This window comes from Corynebacterium sp. HMSC064E10 (assembly GCF_001812505.1).
In the GTDB taxonomy this organism is placed as follows: domain Bacteria; phylum Actinomycetota; class Actinomycetes; order Mycobacteriales; family Mycobacteriaceae; genus Corynebacterium; species Corynebacterium amycolatum.
Map to the genome: position 1 here is coordinate 95,174 of NZ_KV809173.1, position 15,242 is coordinate 110,415.

Here is a 15,242-nt window from a genome sequence, read left to right on the forward strand (position 1 = left end):
AGACCTTTCAAATGAATACAAATACAAGTGGCAAGTTGCCACATTGTGCGCGATAGAAGCTCTAGTTTAAGCTTTGTCGTTTCGACCATACTCTGCCAAAGCTTCGGAAGCTCGCGCAACAACGGCGTTTTTCAATTTTAGGGGCTCAGTGACTTTTACGCTCGGTGAACGGCGGAGAACAAAGGAGACTGTTGCTGCCAGGTCGGACATGGGCACGTCAGCGGCAAATTTCGACTGCCCTAAGCCTTGGTCAGAGACCGGTTCGGTATCCTCTTCTTCTCCCTCATCTTCGGTGAAGAAGACCGGTTCATAGTCTGCGATCCACGTAGCATCGGCGTCGATAAGCACACTCGCCCATTCGGACGTCCCCGTTTCCGCACCAAAGGCGTGCGGATCACGGATATCGACGGGCTCTGGGCGGTGGAAAGCGGCGGGAATGTCGAGGACCTCGGCGGTCTCCAGGCGGTCGACACGGAAACTCTTCTGATGGCTGTCTTCCTGCGCCCGGTCGACGGCGCGGAGGTATGTTGTGGACTCAACTGTATAAACGTTGACACAGTCAAGTTCACGGACTGAAACCTGCCCTGAGGCATTCCGGTAACGCACCTTCAGCACTTTGCGCTGATGCAGCGCGGAGTAAATCTGCTCTGCAAAGGCAAAGGCCTTGCCATCCTCTGCGGCGGTCGAATCGATGATGGGAACGTTCGTTCCCAGGGCACTGCGGAGCTTTGTCGCGGCCGTCTGCGCGGCCTCGGAAGAGGTGGCGGCTGCGGAGTCCTCGATGGTTTCCAAGATGAGCAGCAAGGTCGCGGTCTCTTCGGCTGTGAGCGCACGCGGGTGGCTGAGCACCGTTGCATGAGGGCGAATACGGACGTCAAAGCTGTTGCGGTAATCAACTTCAAAAGCCCGCACTCCGAGGAGTCCCGGCTGGTCAATATCGGCAATCTGCTCCACGATTGCCCGAATTCGGGCAAAAGGGATGGCCAGCTCGGTTGCGGCCTCTGTCATTGAACGGTGCTGGGAAAAATACGGTACGACCGCCAACAACTCGTCGACGCTGACAGTCGCGTCTAGTTCTCGGGCTGCATGCACTGTCATTAGTTGCCCTCCAGAGTGTTCTTCGTACCATTCAATCCGCTATGGCGAGCGAGTACCTGCTCCAACCGAGCAATAATTTCCGACCGTGCCTCTTTAGGTGATTCCACAATCAAATCCGGTGCGTAACTCAAACCTGTGGACACAATCTCGCTCACAGGTGCCGCTGGCAGCTCGTAGCGGCCCTCCCCCAGCGCTGTTGCTTTCATTACGACATCAGCGCAGGTATTCGGGGTAATACGAACGACCGCCTGATACGTCTTCCCACCGCGGTGCAACATCTCTTCCGCAATCTGTTGCAAGTCACCATCGGGCATTGGCTGCGTCGCCGACGTTCCCGTATCCGACACATCGCGGATACGGCTGAGCCGGAACATACGCGCCGCCTCACGCTGCGGATCAAAACCCAGCACATAGAAGCGTCCGCGCAGGTTAATCAAACCCCAAGGCTCCAGCGTGCGCAGTTCATCATCCACGCCGTACTGGCGGGAGTACCACATCTCCACTGTCCGCCGCTGCGAAGTCATTGCGGTCAGTAGCGTGCTGAAATCCGCCCTACTCATATCCACCGCATCGGCTACCACCACCGACTCATCCGGCTTCGCAATGGCGCTGCGCTGCGCAAATGACGCGAGCTTCCGCCACGCCGCCACAGCCGTCGAACTCAGTTCCTCCGAACCAAACGCGGCATTCGCGGCCTGGAACACCACCGAAGCCTCCGCTTCAGTGAACTCGGGGTCGTGCTGGGGCCACCGCAGCCTGTTCAGGCGCAGGCGTTTGACCTTATCGCCAGTGCTTGACGACGAAACCTCCACCGGGACCCCGGCGGTCAGGAGTGCAGCGGTGTCCGCACGTAGGTATCGAGCCCGAGAATCCTCGGAAACACGAGCGTAACCCTCGACATGTTTGGAGATCCACGACTCGCTGACCCACCCGGTGTCGTCGGCAAGCGCCAACAGCAGCTGAACCTGGCGTTGGTTCTCACTAATCGCGGCGGTTCCGGGGTTTTCCGATACAGGTGGGACAGACACGACTGTGGGGCTCCTTTTCCTGGGCGGTTTCCTGGGACGGAACTAGTTTTCCGGCTGCGTATCCGAGGTCTTCTTCGCGGCCGTCAGAATCTCAATCATCTCGCTGACCTCATCGTTTTCCGTGGCAAAGGGGTCGCTGAGCATAGTGGAAATGGAATCGTCGCCGGAGATCTTCAGGTGTGTCCAGTCCACGACGGTCTTCAAACTGGATTCTTCAGCTGCAACGAGGAAATCACCGCGCAGCTTCGCACGAGTAGTTGGCGGTGCGGTGCGGACCGCCTCAGCGACCTGCTCATCGGTAATCCACCGCGAGGCAATACCACGGGCTTCCAGCGCGCGGAAGATGCCGCGGCCGGGACGGATGTCGTGGTAGGCCAAGTCGATCTGATGAAGTTTGGGGTCCTCCAGAGTCAGACCGCGGTCCAAGTAGCGCTTCATTAGCGAGTACTTAATGGCCCAGTCAATGTCGTGCTCAATGAGAGACCAGTCACCGGTTTCCACGGCATCCAGTGCGCGACCCCACAGCTCGACAATGCGGCCCATTTCCTCGTTGGACGTGCCGGCACCGGCAATGCCCTTGTCCTCGTTGACCATGTTTTCTTCGCGAACCTTCAGCCACTGCGCCGCAGCGTCCAGGAACTCGCACTGAATCTGCAGCGCGGTGGCAGTTTCGCCACTGCGCAGTGGAATCTCGGCCTTGCCCGTCATATCGCGGCTCACCGCGCGGATGGACTTGATTTCGTTGGCGACCTCGAAGTCCGGCAACTTCACGCCAGCTTCAATCATCTCCAGGACCAACTGAGTGGAGCCAATCTTGAGTGCGGTCGTCGTCTCACTCATGTTGGAGTCGCCCACGATGACGTGCAAGCGGCGGAATCGGTTGGAGTCCGCGTGTGGCTCATCGCGAGTGTTAATAATCGGTCGGGAGCGCGTCGTTGCACTGGAGACACCCTCCCACACATGATCCGCCCGCTGCGAGAAGCAGTACTGAATCGGATCGTTGTGATACGGCGAGGTTGGGTACGGCAGGAAAATCTTCCCCGCCCCGCAAATGAGCTGTCGCGTAACCAAGAAAGGTAGCAGCAGCTTGGACAGGGACTTCAGCCCCAGTTCACGTCCAACCAGGTAGTTTTCGTGACAACCGTAGGAGTTACCGACGGTATCAACGTTGTTCTTCAGCAGGTAGACCTTGCCACCGATGCCCTCGTCAGCAAGCTCTGCTTCAGCCCTTTCGGCGAGCTCGTTCAAGATGACCTCGCCCGAGCGGTCATACGCGACCAGCTGCGAGACAGAATCGCACTCAGCGGTGGCGTACTCCGGGTGGCTTCCGACATCGAGGTACATACGACCAGCATTGGGGGTGAAAATGTTGGTTGCCCCGTACTTGGCGATCACCGGTCGGAACATGTAGCGGGCAATCTCATCCGGCCCCAGGCGACGCGAGCCATCCAACGTCAGAGTGATGCCGAACTCGGTCTCAATGCCGGTGATGCGTCGGGTCAACGCCTGTGCTGGTACCTGCTGGTCAGTCACTTCTTACTGGCCGCCCTTCTGGACGTACGAACGCACGAACTCCTCGGCGTTGTTCTCCAGCAGACCATCAATTTCATCCAACAGGTCGTCAGCAGCTGCAACGTGCTCCTGTGCCTGACCGCCGCCAGCGACCTCGCCGAACTCTTCCTCGTCGCCTCCGCCGGAACCGCCGCCGAAAACCTGAGTGTTACCAGCCATGATATTGCTCCTTAAAAATGAACTTTTGAGTATTACTGCCTATTACCGCACTATGCGTGTCTATTGTTCGCGGACAGCTCCGAGCGTACGCAGATGCTCGACCACCTCGGCCACTGTCTCTGCCGACTCCAACACCTCACCGCAATCAGCGGCAGTGAAACGGTCAACTTCATCCAGCGTAATGTAGGCCAGCGTAATTCCAGGCGACTCCACGTCACGAGTGCGCCGATACACCCCCGAAGTGTCCACCACTAAGCTGGTCCAACTGCCCGCGACGACATCCTTGCCAAAGCGGCGCAGAATGCCACCGCGCACATACGCACGCGTAGATTCCGGTGCGTATTCAACCGCGCGGTCGACTTCTTCCTCGGTCACGAGCGTGCGCATCGAACCGCGGCGCACCAGCGCATGGTACAGCCCACGAGCAGGGTCAATATCCGAGTACTGAATATCAATCAACGCCAACTTTGGGTGATCCCAGCCCGCGCCCAGGCGGGTACGCAAGCCCTCCATGAGGTTGTATTTCGCCACCCAATCCAGCAGATGGGCTGCCTTGCGGGGGTCGTCGGCAAGCACGTCGAGCACTTCACGCCAGAGCTTGACGACGTCGCCTTGCTGGTCGTAGCTCGCCACGCGACGCAGGTACTCGTACTGCATTTCGACCGCGGACATCCAGGTGACATGGTCCGCCAGCTGCAGCTTCTCGGTGCAGGTCAGGTCTCGGGAGACCTTATGGACCGCCTCGACGGGGTTGCGGAGCTGCAGATCGTCGAAACGCACACCGTCCTCGATGGCATCAATGACCAAACCTGTGGTGCCCAGCTTGAGGAAGGTGGCGACCTCACTCATGTTGGCATCACCGATGATGACGTGCAGGCGGCGGAAGCAATCGGAGTCGGCGTGTGGTTCATCGCGGGTGTTGATGATGCCGCGGTTCAACGTGGTCTCCAGCGAGACTTCAGTCTCGATGTAGTCCGCGCGCTGCGAAATCTGGAAACCCGACTCCTGCCCTATCTGGCCCAGACCGACGCGACCAGCGCCCGTAAACACCTGGCGGGTGACGAAGAACGGTGTCAGACCGGCGACAATGTCATCGAACTCGGTTTCCCGGGAGAAAAGGTAGTTCTCGTGGGCGCCATACGAGGCACCCTTGCCATCGACATTGTTGCGGTAGAGCTTGAGCACCGGGCCGGGGTTGCCTTCGGCATCGGTGGCTTCTGCGGCAAGCTGAGCTGCCCGCAGCATAATCTTGTCACCTGCACGGTCGGCGATGACCGCTTCGCGGGCAGTTGCCGTCTCCGGTGAGGAGTATTCCGGGTGTGCGTGGTCGACGTAGAAACGGGCACCATTCTGTACCAGCAGGTTTGCAGCGCCAACGGCGTTTGGATCCACAATCGGTGGCTGGTGGTAGCGGCGCAGGTCAAAGCCACGGCTGTCGCGCAATGGCGACTCCGGTGCGTAGTCCCAGCGGATGCGCCCCGATAGGCCCTCCTCCTGCTCGTGCGCGAAAGCCAGCACGGCCTGCGTGGAGGTGAGAATTGGGCTGACATCCGGGTTGTCCGGGCTGGAAATGCCGTACTCAATTTCAGTGCCGAAGAAGCGGCTCGGCTGTGCTGGGTTTGCAGCAGAGTTAGTAGCAGACTTCGCAGCGGAATTAGCCATGGCGAATCACCTCGACCGAGGCAACGCGCGCCGCGGGACGACCGGAGATACGAGCCCACTCATCCGGGTTCGAGGTGTTCGGCAGGTCCTCGTTCTGCGCGAACTCCTCCGCCACTGCGGACAGCAGGTGATCCAAGCTAATACCAGCCTCGCCGCCAGCGATAACCGACTTGATGGCGGACTTCTTCGCACGGTCGACGATGTTGGAAATCATCGCGCCGGAGTTGAAATCGCGGTAGTACATGACCTCGCTGGTGCCATCTGCATAGCGGATCCGCACATACTCATTTTCTTCCGTCTTGGCGTACATTCGCTCAACAACCTGGGCAATGAGGTGTGCGACATTTTGCTCCACCCCACCGCGCGCTTCTACCTCGGCCGCGTTGTACGGCAGCTCCGGGGTCAAGTACTTGCGGAAGATATCCTTCGCCGCTGCCTCATTCGGGCGCTCAATGCGAATCTTCACATCCAGGCGTCCCGGGCGCAGAATTGCCGGGTCGATCATTTCCTCGCGGTTGGTGGCACCAATCACGATGACGTTTTCCAGTCCCTCTACACCGTCAAGTTCACTGAGCAGCTGCGGAACCACAGTGTTTTCCATATCCGAGGAGATACCCGAACCACGAGTGCGGAAAATCGAGTCCATCTCATCGAAGAAGACAATAACCGGCTTGCCATCTTCGGCAATGTCGCGAGCGCGGTCGAAAATCAGGCGAATCTGACGCTCCGTCTCGCCCACGAACTTATTGAGCAGCTCCGGGCCCTTGACATTCAAGAAGTACGACTGCGCTCGCTGCGCCTCTGCCTCGGTCTTGCCTCGGGACAGCGCAATCTTGCGTGCCAGCGAATTAGCCACAGCCTTGGCGATCAACGTCTTACCGTTGCCGGGAGGACCGTAGAGCAGCACGCCCTTCGGCGGACGCAGGTTGTACTGCTCAAACAGTTCGGGCTGCAGGAACGGCATCTCCACGGCGTCGTGAATCTGCTCAATCTGACTATCCAGACCACCGATATCCGTGTAGGTGACATCCGGTACCTCTTCCAGTACCAGGTTTTCCACCTCGGACTTCGGAATGACCTCAAATGCATAGCCCGACTTGCGGTCAATCATCACCGAGTCCCCCGGCTTCGGCGACAAGTCCCCAGCCAGGGACACCACGAATTCCTCACCGTGAGTATCCGAGGCCAAAATGCGCTCCCGATCCGGCAGCACCTCACGAACATTGGCGATATCGCCGCTTTCCGGATAACCGCAGTCCTCCACGATTATCGAGCCCTCATTCAGGCGCACCTGCGCGCCCGGCCGAAGCGCCCGCTCGTTAATCTCCGGCTGCACCCTCAGTCGCATCCGGCGGTTTCCGGTAAACACCTCTGCGGTGCTCTTCTCCGGTCCCGGCTTAAGGAAAATACCGTACGTGCTAGGCGGCTCCAGCATGTCCTCCATGTCTTGGCGCAGTAGCTCTAGCTTGTTACGGGAGTCCCGCAACAGCTCAACCAGGCGATTATTTCGAATGCCGAGGTTGTAGTTCTTCTGCTCAAGATCACGGATTTTGTCAGACGGCGTTGTCATGTACCCCAGATTACCCATAGGGCCAGATGTCGTTGTTGCTTGGTCGATTTAGACCGTGTGTCGTATCACGCTTTACGACGGCTACACCTCCCAGCGCGAAGCGGCGGTCTTACAGCTTCTTTTGATTTCGTCGCTGTGGACGCGGAGGCACCGTGCCGTCGGCAAGCCTGCGTGCCCACACCAGGAACGCGGTATGCGCTTGCATACGGTGCGCCGGGCGGACGGAGAGATCCTGAACATTCCAGTCGCGGACCAGGGATTCCCAGGCGCGTGGTTCGGTGAAGCACTTCTGCGCGCGGATGCCTTCCATGACCTTCATTAGCTGTGGAACGGTGGCGACATAGACCATGAGCACGCCGCCAGGCTGGAGCACCTTCGAAACGGTGTCCAGGCATTCCCACGGAGCGAGCATGTCCAGAATGACTCGGTCGACCGGACCGCCGAGCGACTCGACGGAGGCTTCGTTGAGATCGCCGAGGCGCAAGTCCCAGTTGTCGGGCTTGTGGCCCATGAAGTCGACAACGTTGCGTTCGGCGTGCTCGATGTGGTCCTCGCGGACCTCGTAGGAAATAAGCTGCCCGTCAGCGCCGATGGCGCGGAGCAGGTTGAGGCTGAGTGCGCCGGAGCCAGCGCCGGCCTCCAACACCCGCGCACCTGGGAAGATGTCGCCCTCGACGATAATCTGTGCGGCATCCTTCGGGTAAATCACCGCAGCGCCGCGCGGCATGGACAGGACGTAATCGACCAGCAAGTGACGCATGGCCAGGTAGACCGTGCCTTCGCCGGAGGTGACGGTGGTGCCTTCCTTGGCGCCGATGAGGTCGTCATGGAGGATGGTGCCGCGGTGGGTGAAGAACTTGCCACCCTCCTCGAGGATGACGGTGAAGTGGCGATTCTTCGAGTCAGTCAGCTGGACTCGGTCGCCGACCTGGAATGGTCCGCTTAATGCCATAGGTGTGTGGGCTCCTTTTGGGGTTTGGTTGGGTCTGGTTTTGTTTTGGTCGTGGCGGGATGTGTCGGGTGCAGCCAAATCCGGGCAGTACTCTAACCTGGCTAGTATGCCCGACAATGCCCAAAGTTCTAAGTCAGCAGTTCAGCCTTCCCGCCGCTCTAAGTTGGCGCTGTCGCCGTCGAGAGCTAATGACTACCGCCAGTGCCCGTTGAAGTACCGGTTCCGTGCGATTGACAAGATTCCGGAGCCGTCGACCGTCGCGCAGGTCAAGGGCACATTGGTACATGCTGTGCTCGAACAGATGCATGCCTGGCCCCGTGAAGAACGCACTTACCCAGCGGCGGTGAAGCGCCTGAAGCCGACCTGGGAGGACATGCGTGCAAAGGACGAGGAACTGATTGAGCTAGTTCCGGAGAGTGATTACTACGACTTCCTTGTCGAATGCCGCGGCCTGCTCAAGGGCTACTTCATGATGGAAAATCCCATGGGGTTCGATGCGGCCGAGATGGAAAAGTTCGTTCAGCTGGTTATTGATCCGGATGCGGATCAGACCGTGCCGTTGTCGGTGCCACTTCGTGGTTTTATCGACCGCGTCGATATCGCCCCGACTGGTGAGGTCCGCATTGTCGACTACAAGACGGGCAAGAAGCCTTCTCCTCGCTTCCAGGATGAAGCTCTTTTCCAGATGCGTTTTTATGCGCTGGTGTGGTGGCGACTCACCGGTCATATTCCGGAACAGCTGCGGTTGATGTACCTGAAGGTTGCCGATGACCTGGTGCTGAGCCCCAACGCGACAGAATTAGAGGCTTTCCAAGCGGAGATTGCCGACTTGTGGTCGGCGATCGTGCGCGACGGTGAAAACGGTGACTTTGTGCCGAAGAAGTCCAAACTCTGCGGGTGGTGTTCTTTCCAGGAGATGTGCCCTGCCTACGGCGGGGTCACGCCGGAGTACCCCGGCTGGCCAGGCGCCGTCGGTGATGGTGGTGCTGAGTAACAGTTGCGGATGGCGGTGGCTCTCGATGGCGGTGGCTCTCGAGGGATGTTAGCTTTCGCGGGTGCCGCCGTCGGCGGGAACGGCGCCAGTAAGAGTTACTGACTAGGTTTATAACGGGTGAATGGAATTAACTGTTCGGTTTTTGTCATAAACCTAGTCAGTTTCTCTACGCGGTGTTTTAGGTAGACCCCCACTACAACAGCACGCTGCCGAAAGCGAAACCAAACGCGACGGCCAGGGCAATACATAAGGTGCCCGGGATGATAAACGAGTGGTTAAACACGTATTTGCCAATTCGGGTGGTGCCGGTGTCGTCCATCTCCACCGCGGCAAGGAGCGTCGGGTAAGTAGGCAGCACGAATAGCGCGGAAGTCGCTGCGAAGGAAGCAACGGCTGTGATGGGAGAAACTCCCACCGCGAGCGCAGCGGGCATGATGGCCTTTGCAGTGGCCGCCTGCGAGTAGAGCAAAGCGGCCGCGAAGAAGAGCACGATTGCCAGCATCCACGGCATCGTGGTCAGTAGGCTGCCGGACGCGGTCTTAATGTCGTCGATGTAGTGGTTGATAATTGTGGTTCCCAGCCACGCCACACCGAGAACGCAGACGCTGGCGGACATGCCCGATTTAAACACTGGGGTGTTCAAAATCGTTGCCGCGTCCAGCTTGCAGGCAAGCACGATAACGGTAGCGGCGGTCAACATGATCGACATGATCGCCTCGTTTCGTGGAAGCGTGGGATCAGCGATGAGACCGACCTGCTCAGTGCTGATGGTCGCGTAGACCATCACTGCGAGAATCGAGAGAAGGAAAATCGCCACCGACCACTTGGCCGACTTGGTTGGTATGTATTCACTCATCTGGCCACGTGGCTTAGAGACCAACCCCTTTTCCAAGCGGCTTTGATACTCCGTATCGTCGTCAAGCTCTTTGCCTAGGTGATTCGTGACAAAGGCGGTCGGAAGGATGGCGAGGAACGTCGAAGGAATGAGAATCGCCAGGAGTGTGAGATAACCAACGCCGCGGGGTTCCATGAGCGAAGCCATGAGCACTACAGCCGCTGAAATGGGTGATGCCGTAATCGCCAACTGAGATGCGATGACCGCCACGGACAGCGGGCGGGACGGGCGAACGCCTCCTTCCTTGGATACTTCGGCGATAACTGGGAGGGTGGAAAATGCGGTGTGGCCGGTGCCGGCGAGTAGAGTCATCAGGTAGGTGACAACCGGGGCCCAGTAGGTGATGTGTCGCGGGTTTTTGCGCAACAACCGTTCGGCAATGTGGACGAGATAGTCCATGCCTCCGGCCCTCTGCATAGCGGCAATTGCCGCGATTACCGACATAATGATGCCGATGACATCGAACGGAATGTCGTCTTTGGTGACCGGGACTCCGGTGATGCCGAGCGCCAAAACGCCCAGCCCACCGGCGAATCCGATAGCAATTGAACCTAGACGCGCTCCAAGGAGGATCGCTGCTAGAACGATAAAGATTTGGACGGCAACTAACATGTGTATCTGCGAAAAGTCACTCGTTAGGCTTGTTGCCGCTTAGGACAAATCGTCGAGGCGAGACTCCCCTGCCACGTAGCGCTTACCTCGATATTCCGGGTGCATGAGGTTCTCGGTGCTCAGGACGTGGTTGAGCTCCTTCTCGTCCATCAGCCCACGTTCAAGGACAATGTCGCGGACGGAGCGGCCGGTGCGAGCGGCTTCCTTGCCGACCATATCGCCCTCGTGATGGCCAATGACCGGATTCAGGTAGGTCACGATACCGATGGAGTTTTCCACATAGCCGCGGCACACTTCCGGGTTAGCGGTGATGCCGGTAATGCATTTGTCGCGCAAAGTGTCGGTGGCGCTGCGCAGTAGTTCAATCGACTCGAAGAGACATGCGCCGATGACAGGCTCCATCACGTTTAGCTGCAACTGACCGGCCTCGGCTGCCCAGGTGAGGGTCACGTCGTTGCCGAAGACCTTGAAGCAGGCCTGGTTCGCGACCTCCGGAATTACCGGGTTGACCTTTGCCGGCATAATCGAGGAGCCAGCAGCGCGCTCCGGCAGGTTGATTTCATTCAGTCCGGCTCGGGGACCCGATGCCAGGAGGCGCAGGTCGTTGCACATCTTGGAAATCTTCATGGCTGCGCGCTTCAGGCATGCATGCACGCTGACGTAGGCGCCGGTATCGCTGGTGGCTTCAATTAGGTCCTTCGCAGAGGTCACCTTGAAGCCACTGACCTCACGCAGCGCCTGGGTCACGGCCTCGCGGTAGCCCGCCGGCGCATTCACACCGGTACCGATAGCGGTTGCTCCCAGGTTGATTTGCAGCAGGCGTGCCGACGCAGTTGCGATGGACTCCTGCTCTTCCTCAAGGTTGTGGGCAAATGCGTGGAAAACCTGTCCCAGGGTCATGGGAACGGCGTCCTGCAGCTGCGTGCGGCCCATTGTGATGATGTCGTTGAATTCATCACCCTTAGCATGTAGGGCCTCAACCAGGGAATCGAAGTGCTTCTGCAGGCTCAGCAGCGACATGTGGATAGCAAGACGGAAACCCGTTGGGTAGGCGTCGTTGGTTGACTGGCACTGGTTGACATCATCGTTGGGATGAATGACGTCGTATCGGCCCTTTTCCAGACCGAGCAGTTCCAGAGCGAGGTTAGCGATGACCTCGTTGGTGTTCATGTTGAGACTGGTGCCAGCTCCACCCTGGAAGACATCGATTGGAAACTGATCCATGCAGCGTCCCTTTTCCAGGATTTCATCACATGCGGCGACGATGATGTCTGCAACATCGCTGGGCAGCGTGTGGACGCGCTGGTTGGCAATGGCCGTGGCCTTCTTCACCATCACCATGCCACGAATGAATTCGGGCACATCGTTGATGGTCTTGCCTGAGATTTGGTAGTTGTCGATTGCGCGCAGGGTGTGGATGCCGTAGTAAGCCTCTGCCGGAACCTCCATCGACCCAAGCAAGTCGACCTCAGTACGCGTTGCGGACATATGGACATAATCCCTTCTCGTAGGCGCAGTCTTATGAACCACAATTCGTGTGAACCACAATTCGTGGTGCTGCTTGGTTACACCGTCAAAACTACAGCGCTGGCGCAGCTGCCGCTTTTCCGGCATAAGGGGACTATGTCAGTACGGCTAACGCCGTGCGCACGCTTAGTGCTAAGCCTACTACCTACGTCGACGTAGGTGGATGTGAAAATGCAGTGGACAGCTCCCGGCGTGAGATGGTGCCCCCCGCTCGAGGTGGCGTCCCCGCTCGAGATGGTTGGTCCCCCCTCACCCCTCGAGCAGGTCAAGCTTCCACTAGATACGCGCGATGCGGATATTCGAGGCCAAGATTGCCTCGGCACCAATCTTCGCCAGGGCATCCATGAGCGGGTTGGCCTCTGCCTTCGGGACTAGCGCGCGAACTGCTACCCAATCCTCGTTAGCCAGCGGCGACACGGTCGGGCCAGACAGGCCCGGGGTGAGCTTGGATGCCTCTTCCAGCGCAGACGCACGGATGTTGTAGTCAATCATCAAATACGTCTTGGCATGCAGAATGCCGGTCATACGACGCAGGAACACCTGCTGCTTCTCGGTGACCTCCACACCCTTGCGTCCGACAACAACTGCCTCAGAGCTGACCAAAACATCGCCGAATGGTTTCAACCCCTGCTTACGCAGGGTGCGGCCGGTGGAGACAACGTCGGCGATAACGTCGGCAACTCCCAAGCGGATGGAAATCTCCACTGCACCATCAAGGCGAATGACGGTGGCGTTGATGCCGCGAGCCTTCAGGTCTTCGCGCACCAGATTCGGGTACGAGGTGGCAATGCGCTTGCCCTCCAGAGCTTCTACGGTCCACTCCTCATCGGCTGGGGCGGCGTAGCGGAAAGTCGAGGCGCCGAAGCCCAGATTCAGAACTTCATCGACCGGAGCCAGCGAGTCAGCGGCCAGGTCGCGACCGGTGATGCCCAAATCCAGATGACCGTTGCCAACATAGATGGGAATGTCCTTCGGGCGAAGGAAGAAAAACTCAATGTCGTTGGCTTCGTCGTGGATGGTCAGGCTCTTGGAGTCGCCTCGCCCCGGGTAACCAGCTTCCTTCAGGATTTCGACTGCCGCCTCGGACAGCGATCCCTTGTTGGGCACGGCAATACGCAGCATGGTGTTGATTTCTCCTACAGGTACTTGTAAACATCCTCGGGGCTCAGCCCGCGACCGACCATGACCACCTGCAGCCAGTACAACAGCTGCGAAATCTCCTCTGCGAGGGCTTCGTCAGATTCGTGCTCAGCTGCAAGCCAGACCTCACCGGCCTCTTCGACAATTTTCTTGCCCTGGAAATGCACACCAGCGTCTAGCGCCTTGACTGTGCCCGATCCCTCGGGGCGCGACTGTGCTTTTTCCTTCAGCTCTGCAAACAGGTCATCAAAGTTCTTCACCTGGTCTATTGTTCCATGTCGTCTACTCGCCCGCGAAAGCAGCCCGCAATAAGCCCAAATTCGAGGTATCCAAATTGCCCGAAATGAAGCGCGCCGGGGGTACTAGCGTCTCCACATCAGCTTGCGAAACGCTCACATCCGGCATTGGATTCCACACCACCGTGCATCCCGCAGCGAGTGCAGAGCGCACCCCGGTTGAGGAGTCTTCGATAGCCAGGCAGTCCTCTGGCGCAAATCCGACGAGCTCTGCGCCACGCAAGTACGGATCCGGCGCCGGCTTGCCGTTGGCCACCTCATCGCTACACACTGTTGCCGCGAAGTGCTGCTCCCCCATGACATCAATGCAGGGTTGCGCCACGTGTCGGCGAGTATTGGTCACCAACACCACCGGAATGTCAGCAGCTCGGGCCTGGTCCAAAATCTCCGGCACACCCGGGCGCCACTCCACCCCATGTTCTAGAACCAATTCTGTGAAGCGGTTTTCGACGAATTGGGAGCCCGAGGAAAACAGCGCGTCGTCAAGCGTGCGTCCCGCATGATCAGCGCAAATCGACAGCGTGTCCCAGAGAGTGTTGCCGACGCACTGCATGCGCAACTCCGGAGTCAGGCGACGGCCTACGAATTCCGAGAGGTCGTACGTGGCAATCTCCCACAGGGGTTCCGTGTTGATGAGGCTGCCGTCCATGTCCCACAAAATTGCTTTCACACCATGCGACTATGCCAGGCAAACAAGCATTTAGCGATTATGTCAGCAAAGCCGCCGGATTTGGGTTTAGAGTTTTAGAAAGGAAAGTATGTCGCGGTGCTGCATGCAACCACCGCATGAACGTGTCCCCGCGCGAATGAAAGGCATCGACTCGCTATGACAACCACTGAAGATTCACTCGCCCAGGCAATCGACCAGCCCGAGGCGTACTTTATTCCGCTCGGCGCGGTCACCGAAGGCGAGCTCAGCTACGAGCGCTTCATGCCCACCAGCTTCACTTACGGGGCGTGGGGGCCGTTTCAGCACGGTGCGCCACCGTCGGCGCTGCTGACACGCATGTTGGAGCGCAGGCGCCTGGAAAGCGAGGGAATGCGTATTACTCGCATCGCCGTGGATCTGTTGTCGGCTGTACCGTACACGGAGCTCCGCGCGCGGTCATGGGTCTCGCGCCCGGGGCGGCAGATCGCCAAGGTCGAAGCCGAATTGCTTGCCGACGTCAAGGGTGCCTGGCGGCCCGTTGCCACCGCGTCCGCGTGGATGATGGCCACTGCGGATACGCGGGATATTGAGCGTGCATTCGACAAGCAGGTGCCCGGGCCTGAGGAATGCAGCGCCGAGTACATTCCGCTTACCGACGACTGGAGTGGCGGATACATCGATTCGATTGAAGCCCGCGCAGGTGCGACGGAAGAGCTGGCCGAGACGCAGATTCACTGGGTTCGCGCGACATACCCAATCGTGCTCGGGGAGGAGCCGACTGCGGTGGAACGAGTCATGCAGGTAGCTGATACCGCCAACGGTGTCGGAGCCACGCTGAGCCCGCATCAGTGGGCGTTTATGAATACCGACTTAGTGGTTCACCTGCACAGACTCCCCCAGCCTGGCCCGTCGGAGCAGTCGGCGGAATCGGAGTCGCAGCCGGAAGACGGCGGCTGGGTTGGCATCGCCGCCCGCGGTTCCATTGGTCCGGACGGAATCGGCATGACTGCGGGCGAGCTCTACGATGTGCACGGCCCCATTGGTCGCAGCATGCAGACCCTGCTGGTGCGACCGCAGGGATAGCGCGA

General features: G+C 58.9%; 14 protein-coding genes. 2 read left to right on the plus strand and 12 right to left on the minus strand.

Annotated features, from left to right (window positions below):
* Nucleotides 1–66: 66 nt before the first annotated feature.
* From HMPREF2860_RS02215 to HMPREF2860_RS02245, 7 genes are all read right to left on the minus strand, one after another.
* Nucleotides 67–1,098: a helix-turn-helix transcriptional regulator gene (locus tag HMPREF2860_RS02215; RefSeq protein WP_070628546.1), complete on the minus strand. Its 1,032-nt coding sequence runs from the start codon at nt 1,096–1,098 to the stop codon at nt 67–69.
* Nucleotides 1,098–2,126, minus strand: a complete 1,029-nt coding sequence (locus HMPREF2860_RS02220; RefSeq protein ID WP_070628547.1) for a helix-turn-helix transcriptional regulator — start codon at nt 2,124–2,126, stop codon at nt 1,098–1,100. Before HMPREF2860_RS02220 ends, HMPREF2860_RS02215 begins: the two co-directional genes overlap by 1 nt.
* Before the next feature lie 42 nt (nt 2,127–2,168).
* Nucleotides 2,169–3,659 (minus strand): Pup--protein ligase, encoded by a 1,491-nt coding sequence (pafA, locus tag HMPREF2860_RS02225; protein WP_070628548.1) that lies wholly within the window; start codon nt 3,657–3,659, stop codon nt 2,169–2,171.
* A gap of 3 nt (nt 3,660–3,662) precedes the next feature.
* On the minus strand, nt 3,663–3,857 hold the full coding sequence (locus HMPREF2860_RS02230) for a ubiquitin-like protein Pup (RefSeq protein ID WP_005510795.1): 195 nt from the start codon (nt 3,855–3,857) through the stop codon (nt 3,663–3,665).
* Between the two features lie 60 nt (nt 3,858–3,917).
* The gene (dop, locus tag HMPREF2860_RS02235) at nt 3,918–5,519 is read right to left on the minus strand and encodes a depupylase/deamidase Dop (protein ID WP_210386742.1); all 1,602 of its coding nucleotides are present in this window, start codon (nt 5,517–5,519) and stop codon (nt 3,918–3,920) included.
* Nucleotides 5,512–7,089: a proteasome ATPase gene (gene arc, locus HMPREF2860_RS02240; protein ID WP_239392971.1), complete on the minus strand. Its 1,578-nt coding sequence runs from the start codon at nt 7,087–7,089 to the stop codon at nt 5,512–5,514. Before arc ends, dop begins: the two co-directional genes overlap by 8 nt.
* A 109-nt stretch (nt 7,090–7,198) precedes the next feature.
* Nucleotides 7,199–8,041 carry a tRNA (adenine-N1)-methyltransferase gene (locus HMPREF2860_RS02245; protein ID WP_005510776.1) on the minus strand — a complete coding sequence of 281 codons (843 nt, stop codon included), beginning with the start codon at nt 8,039–8,041 and terminating at the stop codon, nt 7,199–7,201.
* 106 nt (nt 8,042–8,147) lie between these two features.
* On the opposite strand from HMPREF2860_RS02245, the gene HMPREF2860_RS02250 reads away from it, so the two are divergent.
* Nucleotides 8,148–9,035: a RecB family exonuclease gene (locus HMPREF2860_RS02250; RefSeq protein ID WP_070601429.1), complete on the plus strand. Its 888-nt coding sequence runs from the start codon at nt 8,148–8,150 to the stop codon at nt 9,033–9,035.
* 193 nt (nt 9,036–9,228) lie between these two features.
* Here the strand turns inward: HMPREF2860_RS02250 and HMPREF2860_RS02255 are convergent, their stop codons facing one another.
* The 5 genes from HMPREF2860_RS02255 to HMPREF2860_RS02275 all read right to left on the minus strand — a co-directional run bounded on the left by HMPREF2860_RS02255 (nt 9,229) and on the right by HMPREF2860_RS02275 (nt 14,175).
* Nucleotides 9,229–10,542: an anaerobic C4-dicarboxylate transporter gene (locus HMPREF2860_RS02255; protein ID WP_070628550.1), complete on the minus strand. Its 1,314-nt coding sequence runs from the start codon at nt 10,540–10,542 to the stop codon at nt 9,229–9,231.
* Between the two features lie 39 nt (nt 10,543–10,581).
* Entirely contained in the window at nt 10,582–12,030 is a 1,449-nt protein-coding gene (aspA, locus tag HMPREF2860_RS02260; RefSeq protein ID WP_049181037.1) for an aspartate ammonia-lyase, read from the minus strand.
* Between the two features lie 315 nt (nt 12,031–12,345).
* Nucleotides 12,346–13,191 carry an ATP phosphoribosyltransferase gene (gene hisG, locus HMPREF2860_RS02265; protein WP_070628551.1) on the minus strand — a complete coding sequence of 282 codons (846 nt, stop codon included), beginning with the start codon at nt 13,189–13,191 and terminating at the stop codon, nt 12,346–12,348.
* A 14-nt stretch (nt 13,192–13,205) separates the two neighbouring features.
* Nucleotides 13,206–13,469: a phosphoribosyl-ATP diphosphatase gene (locus HMPREF2860_RS02270; RefSeq protein ID WP_005510825.1), complete on the minus strand. Its 264-nt coding sequence runs from the start codon at nt 13,467–13,469 to the stop codon at nt 13,206–13,208.
* A 22-nt stretch (nt 13,470–13,491) separates the two neighbouring features.
* A complete protein-coding gene (locus HMPREF2860_RS02275) occupies nt 13,492–14,175 on the minus strand; it encodes an HAD family hydrolase (RefSeq protein WP_082149794.1) in 684 nt (227 codons plus the stop codon).
* Nucleotides 14,176–14,331: 156 nt separating this feature from the next.
* On the opposite strand from HMPREF2860_RS02275, the gene HMPREF2860_RS02280 reads away from it, so the two are divergent.
* Nucleotides 14,332–15,237, plus strand: a complete 906-nt coding sequence (locus HMPREF2860_RS02280) for a thioesterase family protein (protein ID WP_070628552.1) — start codon at nt 14,332–14,334, stop codon at nt 15,235–15,237.
* Nucleotides 15,238–15,242 lie beyond the last annotated feature (5 nt).